This window comes from Aureimonas frigidaquae (genome assembly GCF_001463905.1).
GTDB lineage: Bacteria > Pseudomonadota > Alphaproteobacteria > Rhizobiales > Rhizobiaceae > Aureimonas > Aureimonas frigidaquae.
The window spans coordinates 647720-666265 of the sequence record NZ_BBWR01000002.1; the positions used below are offsets into that span (position 1 = coordinate 647720).

Sequence of the window (18546 nt, forward strand, 5' to 3'; positions counted from 1 at the left end):
AACTGCTTGAATTCGCGCCGCCGCTTCCTCAGGCCACGCCGGCCGTAACGGGCTGAAGGTGCCGTATTTCGGCCAGCCGGCGGATCGGCATCAGGCGCGGATCTTTCGGCCATGCCTGCGACGGCGCCCCGATCATCGCCACATGCATTCCGGCAGCCAGCGCGGCGGTAGCCCCGGCGACGCTGTCCTCCACCGCCAGGACGTCCGCCGGCGCAAGGTCCAGCAGCGCCGCCCCGCGGAGGTAGGGTTCGGGATCGGGCTTGCCGGCCGCCACGTCGTCAAGGCAGATCAGACCCGATACGACATGCTGCGCGCCCAGGCGCTTGAGGTTTGCCTGCACGATCCGGCGGGACGAGTTGGACACGCAAACCTGGCCGATGCCGCAGGCAGCGAGCGCCAGCATGGTCTCCGCCGCCCCGTCCAGCGGGGCAAGGCGGTCGGTCCCGCGCACATAGGCATCCTCGACCATCGCCTCGAAGGCCGCGCAAGGGAGCCCCGCCGGCAGGCCGTCCCGCAACGCAAGGAACACGTCCTTGATGTGCACGCCCACAAAGTGCATCGGATCGAGCTGCGTGAGGTCCAGGCCGAGCTGCGCGGCGACATCGACGAGCGCGGCGTGATGCAGCGGCTCGCTGTCGATCAGCGTTCCGTCGACATCCCAGGCGACGCCCTTCCAGCCAAAGCCGGTCATGCAGAGCGGCTCCGCAGCGCCGCATAGGTGGCGCGGAAGCGGGCATAGCCTGCATCATAGACCGGCCGAAGCGCGGTATCGGGCGTAAAATCCGCATCCCGCGTGGTGAAGGCGGAAATGCCGTCCCACTCCGCCGCGCCGGTTCCGACCGCGGCCGTCCAGGCCGCGCCGAGGCAGGAGCCCGGGTGCCCCGACAGGCGAGACAGCGGCGCGCCGAGCACATCGCACACGATCTGCATCCAGACCCCGCTGCGCGCCCCGCCATCCGAGACGAGGAAGCGCCTCGTCGGATGGCCCATATCCTGCAGCGTCTCGACGTGATGGCGAATGGCATAGGCGTAGGATTCCAGGACCGCCCGCCAGATATGGCCGAGATCGTGCGACAGGGTCAGCCCCTCGATCACGCCGCGCGCCGCCGGATCGTGCAGGGGAGTCTTCTCGCCCAGGAAATAGGGCAGCACCGTCAGCCCATCGCTGCCGGCCGGTCGCTCGGCCGCCATGGCGTCCAGGATCGCATGGGGCGAGCCGCCCTGCCCCGACAGATGGCCGGCAAAGGTGGCGACCACCCAGTTCAGCACCGACCCGCCGGTGGACATGCAGCCATTGGGCATCCACAGTCCGGGGACGAGGTGATAATCCAGGAACATGCGCTCATCGGGCACCGGCGTTTCGCTGACCGTCAGAATATCGACGGCGCCGCCAAATTTCAGGAGCACGTCGCCGGGGGCGACGACGCCCGCCCCGAGCGCAGATGCGATCATGTCCGCGGCGCCGCCCACCACGGGCGTGCCGGGATGAAGGCCCGTCAGGGCAGAGGCTTCCGGCGTCACGTGGCCGATCACCTGCGACGAGGCGACGAGCGGCGGCAGCAACCGCGCCGGAAGGCCGGACAGCTCGGCCTGCTGTGGATCCACCTCTCCGGTCGCGACCCTGACGACGCCGGCTTCCAGCGCCCAGTTCTGTTCGATGCCGAGCCGGCCGGTGAGCCGGTAGTTCACATAATCGTAGGAGCCGAGCACGGTATGCGCCTGCGCCAGGATCTGCGGCTCGTGACGGGCGAGCCAGCGGATTTTGGCGCCGACGAGCTGCTGATTGACGCCGTTTCCGGCCGCCGCCAGAAAGGCGGCCTGATCGATGCTCGCCTGCATCTCGGCCACCTCGGCCCCGCAGCGCCCATCGCTCTGCTGGATGGAGCGGCGCAGGACCTGGCCCTGCCCGTCCAGGAGAACGGTGGCCGGCAGCATGCCGGCAACGCCGATGCCGCCGATCTCGGCTGCCGCCGCGCCGGCCGATGCCAGAAGTTGCGGAACGAGGGCGCAGACATTGTCCCACCACTCTGCCGGGTCCTCCTCCGCCCAGCCAGGGTGGTCGGAATGCAGCGTCACGGGGCGGGAGGCGATGGCGAGAACCCGGTTCGGCGGTTCGATCAGGATGCCGATGGTGGAGGTCGTGCCGATATCGAGGCCGAGAAAGAGCGTCATACGAGGTCCTGTACGCGAACGGGTTCGGCAACGGGATCGGCGACGACGAGCCCCGTCCCGGCCTGTTTGAGCGCTTCGACGAGATCGTCCGGCGGCGGCGCGTCGGTCACCACCAGATCGATGTCCGAAAGGCTGGCAAAGCACACGGTCGACAGCCGCCGGAACTTCGATGCGTCGATCAGGAGGATGCGCTGGGCCGCCCGCTTGATGAAGACGCGCTTGATCTCGGCCTCTTCGGGCGCATAGTCGAAGATGCCCTCCTCCGTCAGGCCGGACGCGCCGAGCAGCACGGCGTCGAAGTAGAGGTTCGAATATTCCGCGATCACGGCCTGCCCGGTCAGCGACATTTCCTCACCGCGCACGAGGCCGCCGGGCAGATAGGTGGTGACGCCCGCGCGGGCGGAGAGCTGTGCGACGCGCAGGCTGTTGGTGAAGAGGCGCAGGCCTTTGGGCGGCTTGTCGGAGACGACGCGCCGGGCCAGTTCCAGGACGGTCGTCCCGACATCCATGGCCAGCGTCATGCGGCCGGTCAGGAGCCCGGCCGCCGCCATGGCAATGGCGCGCTTGGCGGGCGCGTTGTGGCGCAGGCGCTGCTCGAAGGCCGGCTCGGCATCGTCGATCACTGCGAGCGGCCCGCGCAGCGGCGCGACGGCGCCGCCATGCACCCGCTCCAGAAGGCCGTTGCGCTCCAGCTCCGCCAGGTCCCGCCGCACCGTCATGTCGGAAATGCCGAAGCTGCGGGCGATCTCGCTTACCGTGATCGAGCCGCCGTCATTCAGCCGGGCGAGGATCGCCTCCATGCGGATCTGGGCCGGGGGCGGGCTGGCTGCCATGATGTCTCCTATCGAACATGCCTGGCCAAATTAGCTCGGACATCAAACAAACACAACAGAACAAAAAATCGAACAAAACTGAACGAGCATCTTGCCAAACGACAGGATTGAAGCCAGTCTGCGGACAGAAGCGAACGGAGTCGATCATGACCGCACATGCATCCCACCCTCATGCGCTTGCGGAACAAAGCCATCCGGGATTGTCCGGAAAGGCCGCCTTCGTGACCGGCGGGGCGACGGGAATCGGCCAGGCGATCGCGACGGCCCTGGCCGCCCAGGGCATGCGGGTCGCGATTGCGGACCTGAACGCAGAGGCTGCAGCGCGCGCGGCGTCCGAGCTCGGCGACGGACATATCGGCCTTAGCGTCGACGTGCGGGAGCGCGCAAGCGTGGACGCGGCTTTTGCCCAGGCGGTAGAAGCCATGGGCGGCATGCATCTGTGCATCGCCAATGCCGGTGTCTCGACCATGCGCCCGGCCCTGGAACTGACCGATGAAGACTGGGCCTTCAACATGGATGTGAACGCGCGGGGCGTGTTCCTGACCAACCAGATCGCCGCCCGGCACTTCGTGGCGCAGGGCAGCGGGGTGATCGTCAATACGGCGTCGCTCGCGGCCAAGATCGGCGCGCCGCTCCTGGCGCATTACTCGGCCTCGAAATTTGCGGTCGTCGGCTGGACGCAGGCCCTGGCGCGCGAGCTGGCGCCGCAGGGCATCCGGGTCAACGCCGTATGCCCCGGCTTTGTGCGCACCTCGATGCAGGCGCGCGAGATCGCCTGGGAGGCGGAGTTGCGCGGCATGACGCCCGACGAGGTCGAGGCGGACTACATCCGGCAGACGCCGCTCGGCCGGATCGAGACACCACAGGACGTGGCAGGCGTCGTCGTCTTCCTGGCATCCGACGCGGCGCGCTTCATGACGGGGCAGGCCATCAACGTGACGGGCGGCGTCTACACGACCTGACCTGCCCGGCGTCGACTTCGCTGCGCATGCAAACCACGATGACGAGGGTCCGGTGACCGCGATCGAGCTGAACGGCATAACCAGGCATTACGGCGGCGACGTCTACGGCGTGCGGAACGTCTCCCTCCGGATCGAGGAAGGCGAATTCATGATCCTGCTCGGCCCGTCCGGTTGCGGCAAATCCACCACGCTGCGCATGATTGCCGGGCTTGAACCCGTGACGGACGGGTCCATCCGCATTGCCGGGCGCGACGTGACGGCGCTGGCGCCGCGCATGCGCAACGTGGCGGTGGTATTCCAGAGCTACGCGCTCTACCCGCACATGACCGTGCGCGACAATATGCGCTTCGGCATGAAGATGCGTGGCACACCCGCCTCCGAGCAGGACCGGCGCATTGCCGAGGCCTCGGACATACTCGGGCTCAACCCCTATCTCGACCGGCGGCCGTCGGACCTGTCGGGTGGCCAGCGCCAGCGCGTCGCGCTCGGACGCGCCATGGTGCGCGAGCCGGACGTCTTCCTGATGGACGAGCCCCTGTCGAACCTCGATGCCAAGCTGAGGGCGGAGATGCGCCAGGAGCTGGTGAAGCTGCATCGCCGGCTCGGCCGCACGACCGTCTTCGTGACCCATGATCATGTGGAAGCCATGACGATGGGCGACCGGATCTGCATCATGAAGGACGGGGAGATCGTCCAGACGGGCGCGCCGCTGGAGGTTTATGCCCGCCCGCGCAACGTCTTCGTCGCGCGCTTCCTGGCCATGCCGCCCATGAACCTCGTGCCCGGCCGGCTGACCCGCTCGGCGGAGGGAACGCGGATCGAGGCCGGCCCGATCGCCGGCATGCTCCCGGCGCGTGAGGCGGCGCTGTTTGCGCATGTGCCTGGCGAGGGCGTCCTGATCGGCCTGCGCGCAGAGGACATCCGCGATACGCCGCGCCCGAACGCCGTGCCCGTCACGGGGCAGGTCGTCACGCGGGAGGCGCTGGGCACGGAAAACGTCGTCGGGATCGATGCCGGTGGAACGGTCCTGCAGGCCCGCGTCGACCGCGATCTTCTGCCCGAACTCGGCACCCGGCTGACCCTTCATGCCGATCTGTCACGCATGCATCTGTTCGATGCGGCGTCCGGCGAAACGCTGCTGCGGGCAAACGGCCATGCGTAGGCTCGTCTCCCATCTCGGCCTGATCCTGTGCTGTGCGCTGATCGTCCTGCCGATCTTCTGGGTGCTGCGCACCTCGCTCGTGCCGGAGCATGCATCCTACAGCCGCGAAATCTTCCCGGAGATCACCTTCGACAATTACCGCGCCCTCTTCACGGAGAAGAATTTCGGGCGCAATTACCTGAACTCGCTCGTCGTCTCCATCCTGTCGGTGGTCGTCGCACTGCCGCTCGCCGCCACGACCGGCTATGCCTTCGCGCGGTTCCGGACCGGCGGGCGCTTCGCCCGATTCGTCACCCTGGCCACGCAGATGCTGCCGCCGGTGGCCCTGGCGCTGCCGACCTTCATGCTGTTCCGCAATATGGGCCTGACCAACTCCCTGACCGGGCTGACGCTCGTCTATGCCGCGGTGAACCTACCCTTCCTGACATGGATCCTGATGGGGTTCTTCGAAGCCATTCCGGCCGATCTGGAAGGCGCGGCCATGACGGACGGCGCCACCTTGTGGGGCGCCTTCTGGCGGGTCGTCCTGCCGGTTGCCGCGCCCGGCATCCTGGCGGCCGGAATCCTCGGCTTCATCCTGTCCTGGAACGAGTTCCTCTTCGCGCTGATCCTTTCGGGCTCGCAGACGGCCACGGTGCCGGTGGCGCTCGCCGGGCTGCAGACCTCCAACGGCGTGGAGATCGCGAAAGTGTCGGCCGGCGTATCGCTGGCCATCCTGCCCCTCATGCTGGCGATGCGCTTCATCCAGAAGCACCTCGTCCAGAGCCTGTCCTTCGGCACCGTCCGATAGGTCCGCATGCCCGATGCCGGGCGACCGGCACCCCCCGCACCAAAGAGGACTGACAGACATGAAACGGAGAATTCTCACCTTCAGTGCCGGCCTCGCAGCCACCCTGTCCGCCACGACGGCCCTGGCGGACGGCGTCACGCTGCGCACCCTCATGGAAGACGTACCGGAAACCCGGATCGTGGAATCCCTTCTGCCCGAATTCGAAGCCAATACGGGCATCAAGGTGGAGATCGAGAAGGTCGGCTACGGCGATATGCACGACAAGCTCGTGGCCCAGCTCGTCGGCGGCCAGAGCAGCTACAACCTTCTGACGGTGGACTTTCTGTGGGCCGGCGAATTCCCGGCGGCAGGCTGGCTGCAGGAACTCGGCCCCTATGTCGACGAGAGCAAGTTCGACCTGTCGGCCTTCATCCCCTCGACACTCGACCTCCTGGGCCGCACCGACGACGCCCTGTACCTCATCCCCATGTACAATTACTCGATGGGGTTGATCTACCGCAAAGACATGCTCGAGGACGCGGCCCTCAAGAGCGCCTATGAGGCGAAGTTCAACAAGCCGCTCGCCATGCCGCAGACCCTCGACGACTACGTGGCGCTCGCCAAGTTCATCAAGGCCGAGGGCAAGGTCAACGGCGCGGCCATGCAGGGCCAGCGCGGCGATCCGAACTCCATGGAGTTCTCCAACTACCTCTTTGCTTCCGGTGGCGAGTATCTGAACGCCGATGGCTCGGTGGCGCTGGATTCCGATGCCGGCCGCAAGGCGCTGGAACTCTACAAGGACGCGATCAACAACGCCGCGCAGACGGGCGCCCTGTCCGCCACGCTGGACGATACGCTGCGCCTGATGTGCGCGGGCGACAGCTTCTCCATGGTGACCTACTGGTGGATGCTGCCGCAGCTCGACGACGCGACGGCCTGCCCAGCCGTGGCCGGCAAGGTCGATATGGCGGTCATGCCCGGCGGCCACGGGGAAAGCGGCGGTTGGGGCTGGGGCATCCCGGCCAATGTCTCGGACGAGGAGAAGGAAGCCGCCTGGACCTTCATTACCTGGGTCCAGTCGCACGACGTCGAGGTGCAGCGCGCGCTGCAGGGCCATGCGCCGGTCCGCGCCGATGTGTTCGACGACCCTGCCGTCCTGGCCAAGTACCCCTTCTATGCCCGGGCCAAGGACATCGTCGCATCGGGCAAGTCCTTCCCGGTCTTCACCTACTCGCCGCAATACGAGGATGTCCTCGGCACACAGCTGTCCCTTGCGGCATCGAACGAGGTGGACGTGCCGACGGCCATCACCGCCGCCGCGACGGGCCTTCAAGAGCTCCTGGCCAAGTAAGCCCGTGCGCCCGGGCCTTCCGCCCGGGCGCCACCCCCTCCAGAGGATGCCCGATGCGCGCCAGAGCCTACGATACCGCCCGCGCCGGCTGGGGTTTTGCAGCCCCCGGCCTGGTCACGCTCGCCATCGTCATGGGCATTCCCCTTGTCTACGCGCTGGCGATCTCGCTCTCGTCCATGACGATGCTGCGGCCGCAGCTTCGCCTGGTGGGGCTGGACAGTTTTGCCGCCGTCATGTCCGAGCCGCTCTTCTGGCACTCCGTCCTCCTGACGCTGCGCTACAGCGCCATGACGGTGATCGGCGAATTCGCGATCGGCCTTGCGGTGGCGCTCATGCTGCGACAGGTCGTGGCGATGCGCGGGGTCTACTTCGCGCTCCTGACCCTGCCCATGGCCATGTCACCGGTTGCCGTGGCGCTGATCTGGCGCATGCTGCTGCAGCCCAACCTCGGCATCGTCAACCAGGTGCTGACCGGCATCGGCCTGCCGGCGGTTGACTGGCTCGGCCGCTCGGACCTGGCGCTCACCACCGTGGCCTGGATCGACATCTGGCAGCAGACATCCTTCGTCGTGCTGCTCCTGTCCGCCGGGCTTGCGGCCCTGCCGAAGGAGCCCTACGAGGCGGCGGAGGTCGATGGCGCGGGCCCGTTCCAGCAATTCTGGTACATCACCCTGCCGCTCCTGCGCCCGGTCGCGACCATCGCCATCATCATCCAGCTCATCAACGAGTTCCGCACCTATGACCTCGTCTATGTGCTGACCAAGGGCGGGCCCGGCGTGTCGACAGAGCTCCTGTCCTACTTCGCCTATCGCCGCGCCTTCCAGGGCCTGGCCGTCAACGAAGGCAACGCCGCCGCCTTCATCCTCCTTCTCATCGTCCTGTCGATCACAGTCGTCTTCTTCTACCTGCTCGAACGACGCAGAGCCTGACACCCCGCTTGTCCCACCAAACCGCAAACGGGCGCCATCGCGCCCGCAGGAGACACTTATGCAGAAGTTCCGCAAACTCTTCCCCGACGTAAAGCCCGTCATTGCGATGGTTCACCTGAACCCCCTGCCCGGCACGCCGCTCTACGACGCAGATGCCGGCATCGACGGCATCGTGGCCGGCGCCGCGCGGGATCTCGATGCCCTGCAGAAGGCCGGGGTCGACGCCGTCATGTTCGGCAACGAGAACGACCGCCCCTACGAGCTGGCGGTGGACGTCGCCTCCACCGCCGCCATGGCCTTCGTGATCGGCCGGCTGCGCGATCGGATCGAGCGCCCCTTCGGCGTGAACGTGTTGTGGGACCCCCGCTCCACCGTCGCCCTGGCGGCCGCGACCGGCGCGTCCTTCATCCGCGAAATCCTGACCGGCACCTACGCGTCGGACATGGGCCCCTGGACGCCCAATGCCGGCGAGGCCATGCGCTATGCGCGGCGCCTCGACCGGGGCGATATCGTCTTCCTCGACAATGTCTCGGCCGAATTCGCCCATTCCCTGGATGCGCGCCCGCTGGTCGACCGCGCCCGCTCGGCCGTCTTCTCCTCGATCCCCGACGCGGTGCTCGTCTCCGGCGCGATTACGGGCGAAGCCGCGCAGATGGCGGATCTGGAAGCGGTCAAGGCCCGGCTGCCGGACGTGCCGGTGCTCGCCAATACCGGCGTGCGGCACGAAACCGTCGCCGATGTGTTGAAGATCGCCGATGGGTGCATCGTCGGCTCGTCCCTGAAGGTGGACGGCAACACCTGGAACCCGGTCGATCCGCAGCGCGCCATGCGCTTCATGGACACGGTCCGCACCGCGCGCGGCGCCTGAGCCCCTTGCCTCAGCCCGCCGGACGGCGATCCGTCGTCCGGCGGGCGATCAGGCGCGCGGGCACCGTCACGCTCATGTCGTGCGGATCCGGCGGCATGTTGGTGGCGGCGTGCAGGATGGAAATGGACGTGTCCACCATCCGCTCGCCGTCATGAACCAGGGTGGTCAACTCGTAGGCCCCCCAGGACGCGGCGGGAATGTCGTCGAAGCCCGCCACCATCACATCCTGCGGTACGCTGCGGCCGTGGGCGCGCAGCGCATCGAGAGCGCCGAGCGCCAGAAGATCATTGGCGCAGAAGAGCGCGTCGAAGTCTGCCCCTTCGGAAAGCAGGCGCTCCGTTGCCGCACGGCCGGACTCGTAGCGAAAATCGCCTTCCGCCACCACGGGCATGGGCAGGCCGAGCGCCCGCAGCCCGGCCTCGAAGCCCTGCCGGCGGTCGATGTTGGCGGGGCTGTTCACCGGGCCCGACACATAGGCGAAGCGCCGCGCACCGCGCTCGTGCATATGGCGCGCCATGAGCTCTGCGGCGCCGAAATTGTCGCAGCTGACCGATGATATCCAGGCGTTGCGGACCGGCGTATTGAAGGAGATGACGGGGATCCGCAGGCTTTCCAAAAGCGCCACCGCCTCTGCCGACAGAAGCGCGAGCGCGCTGACGATGGCGTCCACCCGGTAGCTGGACAGCTTGGGCACCACATCGTCGAAGCTGTGGCCGCTATCCACATGGACGAGCAGCACCTGCCACCCCTCCTCCTGCAGCCGCGCCGTGAAGAGTTCGAGGACGCTCGAATAGAACGGATTGTAGAGGCCACCGAAGACGATCGCCACGAGATGCGAGCGCTGCGTCAGCATGATGCGCGGGATGAGGCTCGGCGTGTAGCCGAGCTCGGCCGCGGCGGCCAGGACCTTGCGCCGTGTCTCGGCCGACACGGACGCGCCCGGCCGGAAGGTTCTGGACACGGCCGATTGCGATACGCCGGCCAGCCGCGCGACATCCGTGGAGGACGCGTATTTCTTGTCCGGTTTCATGCGGTCCGGTTCGATCTCAAGCTTCTGCCCCATGGTCCCCCGCCGCGCCGCAGGCGCGGCGATGCAACATCTTCCTAGCCGCAGAAAAAGGGATTGACGATAAAAACTCGCCCGTGCATAGCTAGTCACAAGAATTGACTAGCTAGTCAATCACATATCGTACTGGGAGGGACGATGATGATGATCCGACATATGCAGACTCAAATTTCGACGACCCGGCGTTCGGTCCTGAAGGGCGGCGTCGGCCTGGTCGGCCTCGGCGCCTTTGCGGGCCTTGCCGGCGGACGCGCCTTCGCGCAGGACAAGCCGACGCTCGTCAACTCGATCCGGTCCTTGTCCAACCCCTACCACGCTTCCTGGAACCAGGGCGGCGAGGCTTTCGCCAAGAGCGTCGGCTGCGAGTATGTCACGCTCGTCACCGAGGGAGACAGCGAGAAGGGCATTTCCGATATCCGCGCCGTCCTGGCGCGCACCGGCGGCAATGCCGTCGTCAACGTCGATCCCAACGATGCGGCCGATGCGCGCCCCATCGTGGAAGCCTGCATCAATGCCGGCGCCCATGTGCTGACGCAGTGGAACAAGCCGGCCGACCTGCACCCCTGGGATCACGACCCCTATTACGTCGCCCATGTCAGCTTCGACGGCCAGCGCTATGGCGAGGAGATCGCCAAGATCCTGTTCCAGACGATCGGCGGCAGCGGCGGCATCCTGGCCCTTGGCGGGACCCTGTCCAACACGGTGGCCATCGAGCGCAAGTCCGGGCTCGATGCCGCGCTGGCCGCGAGCCCGGACGTGGAGCTCCTGGATTTCCAGGTTGCCGACTGGCAGTCGGCCAAGGCCTTCGACGTGGTGAGCGCCTGGCTGACGCGCTTCGGCCCGGACATCAAGGGCATCTGGTGCGCCAATGACGATATGGGCGTCGGCGCTTTGGAGGCGCTCCGCGCCGAAGGGCTGGACGGGCAGGTTCCGATTGTCGGCATCGATGGCATCAAGACCGCCGTGGAAGCGGTCCGGTCGGGCGAATTCGCCGCCACCGTCTCGTCCGATCCGTTCTGGCAAGGGGCGATGGGCCTGTCCATTCCCTACCATGCCCGGATCGGCACCTTCGACGTTGCCAAGGAACCGCGTGATCACCGGGAGTTCTACGGCACCGCGACCGTCGTGACCAAGGACAGTGCGGAGGAGTTCTACCGCACCAATATCGAGGCGACGCCCGAGCTCGACTTCAACGACCTGTGGGGACGCGCCAGCGGCCAGATCCGCGAGGGTTGAACCCACGGGGCGCTGAACCCGTACGTCGCAAAGGGAGTTTGACGCCATGGCATCGACCCATGCCGGTGCGGGTGCCATGGCGCACCCGTTCCTGCCGCTCATCCGCAAGGTGGCGCCGCTGGCGGTGCTGGTGCTCCTGTGCATCGGCTTCGGCCTGGCGTCGGAAAACTTCCTGTCGCTCGGCAACCTGACGCGCATCCTGTCCTCGGCGGCCATCCCGGCAGTCCTGGCCATCGGCGTCAGCTTCGTGATCCTGACGGGCGGGATCGACCTGTCCGTGGAAGGCGTGATCGCGGTTGCCGCCGTGCTTCTGGCCAGCGTGATCGGGGACCAGGCCGGCATCGGCGCCAGCCTGGCGGGTGCCGCCGCGGCGATCCTGGCCGGCGCGGCCGTCGGCCTGTTCAGCGGCACGGTCCATGTTGCGCTGAAAATCCCGTCCTTCATGGTCACGCTCGGTGCCTGGTTCATCGGCATCGGCGCGGCGACGCTCATCAGCGGCGGCGGAACCCTCGCCATCCGGGCGTCTTCCCTGCGCTCGCTGGCGCTGACGCGCCTGGCCGGCCTTCCCTTGAGCGTCTGGATCGCCGTTCTGGCGGTGCTCCTGGCGGTCATCATCCAGCGCCGGACGCGCCTTGGCCGCCGGATCTACGCCATCGGCGGCGGCGAGGATCTCGCCGCCCTGTCCGGCATTCCCGTCCGGCGCACCAAGATCATGGTCTTCATGCTGGCCGGCGCCTTCTACGGGCTCGGCGCCGTCCTGGCGGCGGCGCAGCTCGGCCAGGGCAATGCCGATCTTGGCCAGGGGCGCCTGTTCATGACGATCACCGCCGTCGTGGTGGGCGGCACCTCGCTGCTCGGCGGCCATGGCAACGTGCTGAACGTCATGATCGGCGTTCTGGTCGTCGCCGTTCTGGCCAACGGCATGATCCTTCTGGGCATTCCGCCCTACCTGCAACAGGGCGTGCAGGGTGTCCTGATTATCGCGGCAGTGGCGCTCTCGCTGGACCGCGCCGGCCTGCGGGTGGTCAAATAGCCATGCTGACCGCACAGTCCCTCACCAAATCCTTCGGGCCGGTCCATGCCCTGAAGGGCGTGGACATCGAGATCCGACGCAACGAAGTGGTCGGCCTGGTCGGAGAAAACGGAGCCGGCAAGTCGACCCTGATGCGCATTCTGTGCGGCACGCAGAAGCCCACATCGGGAACGCTGACGCGCTCTGGCAAAGCCATCGCGCTGAGCGGCCCGGCACATGCCAATGCACAAGGCATCGCCATGGTGTTCCAGGAGCAATCGCTGATCCTGAACCTCTCGGTTGCCGAAAACATCTTCCTCGGCCAGGACGACGCCTTCCTGCGCTTCGGACTGATCGACTGGGCCGCCATGAACGCGGCGGCGCGGCGGCAGCTCGACAAGGTCGGCCTGTCGGTCGATCCCGCCATCACCGCATCCAAGCTCAGCTTCGCCCAGCGCCAGATGGTGGAACTCGCCAAGGCCCTGGCGCTGGAAGACCGCGTGGAGGGCGATCTGGTGATCCTCCTCGACGAGCCGACATCGGTCCTCGAACAGGCAGAGATCGACATTCTCTTCGAGCGCATGCGCGCACTCAAAAGCCGCGCCAGCTTCGTCTTCGTTTCGCACCGGCTGGACGAGGTGCTGGCGATCAGCGACCGCATCTATGTAATGAAGGATGGCGGCGTGGTCGCGCATATGCCGGCGGCTGAGGCAAGCCCCGCAGAGCTGCACCGCATCATGGTGGGCCGCGCCGTCGAAGGCGAATACTATCTGGAATCGGCGCAAGGCACTCCAGGCGAGCGCGTCCTTCTGGAAACCCGCAAGCTCGGTGTGGCCGGGGCCTTCCAGGGCGTCGACCTTGCCCTGCACGAAGGCGAGGTTCTGGGCATTGCCGGCGTGATCGGCTCTGGCCGCGAGGAACTCATCCGCGCCTGTTTCGGCTTCGAGACCATCGCCGCCGGCACCCTGCTGGTGGACGATACGCCCGTTTCCCTGGACGGGCCGGACAAGGCCGTGGCGCTCGGCATCGGTTTCATCCCGAGCGAGCGTCGGCTCGAAGGCCTTGTCATGATGCTGCCCATCGCCGCCAACATCACGCTGGCGCGACTCGACAGCGCCGAGGGCCCGTTTGGGATCGACAGGGGCAAGGAGCGCAGCCTGGCGCGCCGCTGGATCGACCGGCTGGCCATCCGGGCGCCCGGCCCTGCCACGCTGTGCGAATCCCTGTCGGGCGGCAACCAGCAGAAGGTGGTCCTCGCCAAATGGCTGACGGCCAAATCCCGTATCCTCATCCTCGATCATCCGACGCGCGGCATCGATGTCGGCGCCAAGCAGGAAGTGTTCCGGCTAATCCGCGAGCTGACCGCGAGCGGCGCGGCGATCCTCCTGATCGCCGATACGCTGGAGGAGACGATCGGCCTGTCGCACAACATCCTCGTCATGAAGGACGGGGCCATCACCGCGCGCATACCGGCCCCGGCCGGCGGCAAGCCTTCGCAGGTCGAACTGATCGAGCATATGGTATGAGTGGCCTCCCCTCTCCCGTCGCCGTGGCGCGCCTGAAGCTTCTGGCGCCCCTGTTCTTCCTGATCTTCGCGGCCGTCGTCGTCGCGGTCCTCGCGCCCGGCTTTGCCAGCGCCTCGACGCTTCTGATCGTCCTGGCGGATACGTCGACGCTCTTCGTCCTGGCGGCCGGCCTGTCCTTCGTGATCATGCTCGGCAGCATCGATCTGAGCGTGCCGGCCGTCGCCTCGCTCGCCAGCGTGTTGACGGCGCTGCTCCTGCCGCAGATCGGCTGGCTGGCCTTCCCGGCGGCCTTGGGCGCCGGGCTTGCCGTGGGCCTGTGCAGCGGGATCGTCCATGTGGCCTTGCGCATCCCGTCCTTCATCGCCACGCTCGCCACTGGCGGCGTCGTGTCGGGCATCGCGCTCTACGTGTCGGACGCCCGTGCCATCGGCATCGGCCAGGCGGAGCGGCAATTGCTCGGCTGGATCTCCGGCGTCAGCTTCGGCCTGCCCAACATCGTCCTCGTGGCGGCGGTCGCGCTGTCGATCGGCGTCTATATCCAGCGCTACACGCGCTTCGGCCGCTACTCCACCGCCATCGGCGCCGGGGAGCCAGCCGCCCGTGCCTCGGGCATCCGGGTCAGCCGGCAGAAGGTCCTGGCCTTCGGCCTGTCCGGCCTCTTCGCCAGCCTGGCCGGCATCATGCTCGCGGCCCGGCTGACCAGCGGCTCGCCCACCGGGGCAAGCCAGCTTCTCCTGCCGGCCATCGCCGCCGTCATCGTGGGCGGAACCGCCATCACCGGCGGGGTCGGCGGCGTCGCGCAGACGCTTGTCGGCGCGCTGATCGTCTCCGTCGTGCGCATCGGCATGACCTTCCTGGGCGTGGATATCTTCGCCCAGCAGATCGTGTTCGGTCTGGTGCTCATCTTCGCCGTCGCGGTGACGATGGACCGCGCCAACATCCTCATTGCCAAATAATACAACGCGAAAAAACAGGAAGGATCACCCGTGGATCTGGGCTTGAAGAACAAGGTCGCCGTCATCACCGGAGGGTCCGTCGGCATCGGCCTCGCCATCGCGGAAGGACTTGCGGCCGAGGGTGTCGATCTGGTTCTGGCGGCGCGCCAGGCCGACCGGGTCACCGCGGAGGCGGAGCGGATCGCCGGTGCCTACGGCGTAAAGGCCGTGGGTGTGGCAGCCGATGTGGCGACCGCCGAGGGAACGCAGGCCGTGATCGCGGCGGCCGAGGACAGGTTCGGCGGCGCCGATATCCTCATCAACAATGCCGGGACCGGGTCGAACGAAACGGTCATGGAGGCTTCCGACGAAAAGTGGCAGGCCTATTGGGACCTGCATGTCATGGCCGCGGTGCGCCTGGCGCGCGGCATCGCCCCCCAGATGAAGCGGCGCGGCGGCGGCGTGATCCTGAACAACGCCTCCATCTGCGCCGTTCAGCCGCTCTGGTACGAGCCGATCTACAACGTGACCAAGTCGGCATTGATGATGTTTTCCAAATGCCTGTCGACCGAACTCGTCCCGGACAATATCCGGGTGAACTGCGTCAACCCCGGCCTGATCCTCACCCCCGACTGGATCAAGACCGCCCGTCAGCTCACCGCGCAAACCGGCGGCGACTACAAGGCCTATCTCCAGGACGTGGCTGACGAGCACGCGCCGATCAAGCGCTTCGGCACGCCGGAGGAACTGGCGCATTTCTTCGTGTTCCTGTGCTCCGACAAGGCGAGCTACTCGGTCGGCTCGACCTATTTCGTCGATGGCGGCATGCACAAGACCATCTGACCGGGGCGCTCAGCCCACCGTCCAGGCGGGCGACCGGCAGGGATGGCCGAGGAGATCGGCCATCTCGTCATCGAGATGCAGGAGCGACAGGGATACGCCCGCCATGTCGAGCGACGTATAGTACGGCCCGATCAGGCTGCGCTCCACGCCGATGCCGCGGGCCTTCAACCGCTGACGGACGCGGCGGTAGATGATGTAGAGCTCCATGGCCGGCGTGCCGCCGAGCGAATTGACCAGCACCGCGACACGATCGCCCTCGGCCGGGCGCATTTCACTCAAGATCCGGTCCATCAGCATGTCGGCCGCCGCATCCGCCGTGCCGAGCCGGTGGCGGAAGACGCCCGGCTCGCCATGCACGCCGACGCCGATCTCCATATCGTCCGGGCCGAGCACGAAGCTCGGCCGCCGCGTCTCCGGCAGGGAACCCGGCTCGAGCGCCAGCCCCATCGTGTAGCTGCGGGCATTGGCGCGCCGGGCCAGCGCCTCGCAAGCGTCCAAAGGCAGCATCCGGTCGGCGGCCGCACCCGCAACCTTGAAGACGAAGACGTTGCCCGCAACGCCGCGCCGGGCGGCGCGCGTTTCCTCGGGCGCGGAGGCGATGTCGTCCGTCGTCACGACGGAGCGGACATCGATGCCTTCAGCGGCGGCAAGTTCCGCCGCCATGTCGAAGTTCATCACATCGCCCGAAAAGTTGCCGTAGAGGTAGAGCACGCCCGCCCCGCCATGCGCAGCCCGCGTGCAGGCCAGGATCGGATCGGGCGGCGGGGCGGAAAAGATGTTGCCCACGGCCGCGGCATCGGCCAGCCCCTGGCCGACATAGCCCCAGAAGCCCGGCTCATGGCCCGAGCCGCCGCCGATGACCAGCCCGACCTTGCCGGGGCGCGGCCCGTTCAGCGCCCGGACGGCGCGCGGCGCCGATGGGATGGGGGCGATGAGGTCCTCATGCCCGGCGAGCGCACCCGCCAGCACCTCGTCCACCACGTCCTGCGGGCGGTTCACGAGCTTCTTCACGCGGGTACGCGCCTGCAGCGGCTTGTCGGCCGCCTGCGCCCCGCGCCGCGGCGTATCCTGGTAGCCTTCCGCCGTCAGGATGCCGCGCCCCGTCACCACATCCGTCACCAGGACATTGGCGTGGCCACCACGCAGCGCGGCCAGAATGGCCGGCACCTTGTCGACGCCGCCCGCCACCGCCATGCGGCGCGGCACGGCCTTGAGCGCGGACAGGTCGATGCCGATCGTCCGGCCGTCGAGCGGGCCGCTCACCGGCTCGCCCCGCGCCGAGATGAAGCGACCGGCGAGGCACCCGACGGCGTCCTGGTAATGCGCATGCTGCGACATGCCGTCGAAGAAGCCGCTCGTATGAATGGTGCTCTCCGGCCGCAGGGACGATATGCCGAAGACGATGCAGGATGCCTCCTGCAACACGGCCATCTGCTCGGCAAGCACAGGCTCCTGCAGGAGCACATCCCGCACCGCGGCGCTCGACACGATGGCCGGCGCCGACAGGGGGATGCATCGTGCGCCGAGCGCCTCGGCCAGCCGCGAGGCGCAGGCCTCCGGCGTCCAGGCGATCTTGGCCGTCGTTCCGCCCGTCGCCTGCACGACGCGCATATCCTGCAGTCCCGCCACCGAAACGGCGTCGGCAAGGGCCAGCATGGTGCGCCCCCAGGTGACGGCGATCGTATCGCCGGAGCGGACGGCATGGCCGAGCGCCTGGGCGCCGGCGGCGCCGAGCCTGGCGATCAGCGAGCGCTCCCCGCCCTCGGTTGGTATGACGAGGCAATCCTGCAGCCCGAAATGATCCTTCAGGGCCGCGGCGATGGACAAGGCGCGGAAACGCTGCGGCTCGATCTCGATGCTGACGAGCCCGCGTGTGCGCGCATCGGCCAGATAGGCATTGACCGACGCGCGCGACACGCCCATCTCGGCCGCGATGTCGCCCTGCGTCATGCCCTCTTCGTAATAGAGCCAGGCTGCCCAGAGCAGCGCGTCGTCGCCGAAGCGCAGCGGCATGGCCGCCACGCCGTCCGCCACCCCTTTGCCGGCGGGCCGCGGCGGCATCAGGCCACCCCGCCATGGCGCAGGAGCGCGGCCGACAAGCCTTCATGAAGCGCATCGATGATGATGACCGCCGATGCCGCGCCTGGGTCCAGATGGCCGATCCCCCGCTCGCCGAGGCGCGCCGCCCTGCCCTTGGAGGCGACCATGGCGCGCGTTGCATCGCGCCCGGCGCTGGCAGCGGCAGAGGCGGCAGCCAGTGCGGCAAGCGGCGATGCGCCCGACAGGCGTGCCGCCGTGGCGGCGCGTGCGGCGGGCGCCCAGGCGTCCATCATGGTCTTGTCGCCCGGCTCGGCCTTGCCACGCTCGGCAATGCCTTCGGACATGGCGATCACCAGATCGACCATGGCATCGGGCGGCAGCACAGTCTGTCCGTCGAAGCGGCGCGCCGCGCGCAGGAACGCGCTGGCATAGAGCGGCCCCGTCGTGGCGCCCACCGCATTCAGGAAGGCGACGGCCGCCGGCCGCAAGATTTCGTCGCAGCCTGCGCCACCCGCCGCGGCCTCCGCCGCCGCGCGCACCGCCGCGGCAAATCCTTCCGCCATCGAGGCGCCGTGATCGGCATCGCCGATCGCGCCGTCGAGCTCTCCCAATTCCACCCGCGCATCGGCGATGCGGCGGGACACGACGCGCAATATGTCGACGAAGCCGTCCGAGTCGATCCTGTCCATGGCGCATGTTCGGCCGAAGGCAGGCCTGGAAGCAAGCCCTTAGAGCAAACGCACCGCCAGCCATCTTGTCATTATTCGAATGGTGATTGACATATGTCAGCCCTTGCGTAGTCTAACCCTGTGGCGATGGAGCGCCACATCAGCCGCCGCAGG

The 18546-nt window shown here is 67.7% G+C and carries 17 protein-coding genes; 11 read left to right on the forward strand and 6 right to left on the reverse strand.

Features of this window, described 5'->3' with window-relative positions; translation table 11 throughout:
* Positions 1 to 28: 28 nt before the first annotated feature.
* Genes AUL30_RS02960 through AUL30_RS02970 form a run of 3 tightly spaced genes read right to left on the reverse strand, consistent with a single transcriptional unit; the run spans position 29 to position 3005 of the window.
* Complete coding sequence (locus AUL30_RS02960; protein WP_062226319.1) at positions 29 to 691, reverse strand: HAD family hydrolase; 663 nt, start codon at positions 689 to 691, stop codon at positions 29 to 31.
* A complete protein-coding gene (locus AUL30_RS02965) occupies positions 688 to 2172 on the reverse strand; it encodes an FGGY-family carbohydrate kinase (protein ID WP_062226320.1) in 1485 nt (494 codons plus the stop codon). The genes AUL30_RS02960 and AUL30_RS02965 overlap by 4 nt, the downstream gene beginning before the upstream one ends.
* On the reverse strand, positions 2169 to 3005 hold the full coding sequence (locus AUL30_RS02970) for a DeoR/GlpR family DNA-binding transcription regulator (RefSeq protein WP_062226321.1): 837 nt from the start codon (positions 3003 to 3005) through the stop codon (positions 2169 to 2171). Before AUL30_RS02970 ends, AUL30_RS02965 begins: the two co-directional genes overlap by 4 nt.
* 146 nt (positions 3006 to 3151) lie before the next feature.
* On the opposite strand from AUL30_RS02970, the gene AUL30_RS02975 reads away from it, so the two are divergent.
* The 6 genes from AUL30_RS02975 to AUL30_RS03000 are packed head-to-tail and all read left to right on the forward strand — an operon-like array spanning position 3152 to position 9046.
* Entirely contained in the window at positions 3152 to 3967 is an 816-nt protein-coding gene (locus AUL30_RS02975; protein ID WP_062226322.1) for an SDR family NAD(P)-dependent oxidoreductase, read from the forward strand.
* 52 nt (positions 3968 to 4019) lie between these two features.
* A complete protein-coding gene (locus AUL30_RS02980) occupies positions 4020 to 5129 on the forward strand; it encodes an ABC transporter ATP-binding protein (RefSeq protein WP_062226323.1) in 1110 nt (369 codons plus the stop codon).
* Positions 5122 to 5919 carry a carbohydrate ABC transporter permease gene (locus AUL30_RS02985; protein ID WP_062226324.1) on the forward strand — a complete coding sequence of 266 codons (798 nt, stop codon included), beginning with the start codon at positions 5122 to 5124 and terminating at the stop codon, positions 5917 to 5919. Before AUL30_RS02980 ends, AUL30_RS02985 begins: the two co-directional genes overlap by 8 nt.
* A 58-nt stretch (positions 5920 to 5977) precedes the next feature.
* Complete coding sequence (locus tag AUL30_RS02990) at positions 5978 to 7249, forward strand: ABC transporter substrate-binding protein (protein ID WP_062226325.1); 1272 nt, start codon at positions 5978 to 5980, stop codon at positions 7247 to 7249.
* A gap of 53 nt (positions 7250 to 7302) precedes the next feature.
* Entirely contained in the window at positions 7303 to 8178 is an 876-nt protein-coding gene (locus tag AUL30_RS02995; RefSeq protein ID WP_062226326.1) for a carbohydrate ABC transporter permease, read from the forward strand.
* Between the two features lie 58 nt (positions 8179 to 8236).
* On the forward strand, positions 8237 to 9046 hold the full coding sequence (locus tag AUL30_RS03000) for a BtpA/SgcQ family protein (protein ID WP_062226327.1): 810 nt from the start codon (positions 8237 to 8239) through the stop codon (positions 9044 to 9046).
* 10 nt (positions 9047 to 9056) lie between these two features.
* On the opposite strand, the gene AUL30_RS03005 is transcribed toward AUL30_RS03000, so the two are convergent.
* Positions 9057 to 10109, reverse strand: a complete 1053-nt coding sequence (locus AUL30_RS03005) for a LacI family DNA-binding transcriptional regulator (RefSeq protein WP_244490686.1) — start codon at positions 10107 to 10109, stop codon at positions 9057 to 9059.
* A 159-nt stretch (positions 10110 to 10268) separates the two neighbouring features.
* On the opposite strand from AUL30_RS03005, the gene AUL30_RS03010 reads away from it, so the two are divergent.
* The 5 genes from AUL30_RS03010 to AUL30_RS03030 are packed head-to-tail and all read left to right on the forward strand — an operon-like array spanning position 10269 to position 15664.
* Positions 10269 to 11348 carry a sugar ABC transporter substrate-binding protein gene (locus tag AUL30_RS03010; RefSeq protein ID WP_157069832.1) on the forward strand — a complete coding sequence of 360 codons (1080 nt, stop codon included), beginning with the start codon at positions 10269 to 10271 and terminating at the stop codon, positions 11346 to 11348.
* Between the two features lie 46 nt (positions 11349 to 11394).
* Positions 11395 to 12381, forward strand: a complete 987-nt coding sequence (locus AUL30_RS03015) for an ABC transporter permease (protein ID WP_244490687.1) — start codon at positions 11395 to 11397, stop codon at positions 12379 to 12381.
* A 2-nt stretch (positions 12382 to 12383) separates the two neighbouring features.
* Positions 12384 to 13886 (forward strand): sugar ABC transporter ATP-binding protein, encoded by a 1503-nt coding sequence (locus AUL30_RS03020; protein WP_062226328.1) that lies wholly within the window; start codon positions 12384 to 12386, stop codon positions 13884 to 13886.
* On the forward strand, positions 13883 to 14842 hold the full coding sequence (locus AUL30_RS03025) for an ABC transporter permease (RefSeq protein WP_062226329.1): 960 nt from the start codon (positions 13883 to 13885) through the stop codon (positions 14840 to 14842). The genes AUL30_RS03020 and AUL30_RS03025 overlap by 4 nt, the downstream gene beginning before the upstream one ends.
* Positions 14843 to 14872: 30 nt before the next feature.
* Positions 14873 to 15664 (forward strand): SDR family NAD(P)-dependent oxidoreductase, encoded by a 792-nt coding sequence (locus AUL30_RS03030; protein WP_062226330.1) that lies wholly within the window; start codon positions 14873 to 14875, stop codon positions 15662 to 15664.
* Positions 15665 to 15673: 9 nt separating this feature from the next.
* On the opposite strand, the gene AUL30_RS19190 is transcribed toward AUL30_RS03030, so the two are convergent.
* Positions 15674 to 17725, reverse strand: a complete 2052-nt coding sequence (locus AUL30_RS19190) for a bifunctional sugar-binding transcriptional regulator/dihydroxyacetone kinase subunit DhaK (RefSeq protein ID WP_083507632.1) — start codon at positions 17723 to 17725, stop codon at positions 15674 to 15676.
* A complete protein-coding gene (dhaL, locus tag AUL30_RS03040) occupies positions 17725 to 18393 on the reverse strand; it encodes a dihydroxyacetone kinase subunit DhaL (protein ID WP_062226331.1) in 669 nt (222 codons plus the stop codon). Before dhaL ends, AUL30_RS19190 begins: the two co-directional genes overlap by 1 nt.
* Positions 18394 to 18546 lie beyond the last annotated feature (153 nt).

What these genes read in the sequence shown, in the direction of transcription:
- AUL30_RS03020 (WP_062226328.1), top strand. Translation starts at nt 12,384, where the DNA reads ATGCTGACCGCACAGTCCCTCACCAAATCCTTCGGGCCGGTCCATGCC.
- AUL30_RS03000 (WP_062226327.1), top strand. Translation starts at nt 8,237, where the DNA reads ATGCAGAAGTTCCGCAAACTCTTCCCCGACGTAAAGCCCGTCATTGCG.
- AUL30_RS02985 (WP_062226324.1), top strand. Translation starts at nt 5,122, where the DNA reads ATGCGTAGGCTCGTCTCCCATCTCGGCCTGATCCTGTGCTGTGCGCTG.
- AUL30_RS03005 (WP_244490686.1), bottom strand. Translation starts at nt 10,109, where the DNA reads ATGGGGCAGAAGCTTGAGATCGAACCGGACCGCATGAAACCGGACAAG.
- dhaL (WP_062226331.1), bottom strand. Translation starts at nt 18,393, where the DNA reads ATGGACAGGATCGACTCGGACGGCTTCGTCGACATATTGCGCGTCGTG.
- AUL30_RS03010 (WP_157069832.1), top strand. Translation starts at nt 10,269, where the DNA reads ATGCAGACTCAAATTTCGACGACCCGGCGTTCGGTCCTGAAGGGCGGC.
- AUL30_RS02960 (WP_062226319.1), bottom strand. Translation starts at nt 691, where the DNA reads ATGACCGGCTTTGGCTGGAAGGGCGTCGCCTGGGATGTCGACGGAACG.
- AUL30_RS02990 (WP_062226325.1), top strand. Translation starts at nt 5,978, where the DNA reads ATGAAACGGAGAATTCTCACCTTCAGTGCCGGCCTCGCAGCCACCCTG.
- AUL30_RS03015 (WP_244490687.1), top strand. Translation starts at nt 11,395, where the DNA reads ATGGCATCGACCCATGCCGGTGCGGGTGCCATGGCGCACCCGTTCCTG.
- AUL30_RS03025 (WP_062226329.1), top strand. Translation starts at nt 13,883, where the DNA reads ATGAGTGGCCTCCCCTCTCCCGTCGCCGTGGCGCGCCTGAAGCTTCTG.
- AUL30_RS02965 (WP_062226320.1), bottom strand. Translation starts at nt 2,172, where the DNA reads ATGACGCTCTTTCTCGGCCTCGATATCGGCACGACCTCCACCATCGGC.
- AUL30_RS02970 (WP_062226321.1), bottom strand. Translation starts at nt 3,005, where the DNA reads ATGGCAGCCAGCCCGCCCCCGGCCCAGATCCGCATGGAGGCGATCCTC.
- AUL30_RS19190 (WP_083507632.1), bottom strand. Translation starts at nt 17,725, where the DNA reads ATGCCGCCGCGGCCCGCCGGCAAAGGGGTGGCGGACGGCGTGGCGGCC.
- AUL30_RS02995 (WP_062226326.1), top strand. Translation starts at nt 7,303, where the DNA reads ATGCGCGCCAGAGCCTACGATACCGCCCGCGCCGGCTGGGGTTTTGCA.
- AUL30_RS02975 (WP_062226322.1), top strand. Translation starts at nt 3,152, where the DNA reads ATGACCGCACATGCATCCCACCCTCATGCGCTTGCGGAACAAAGCCAT.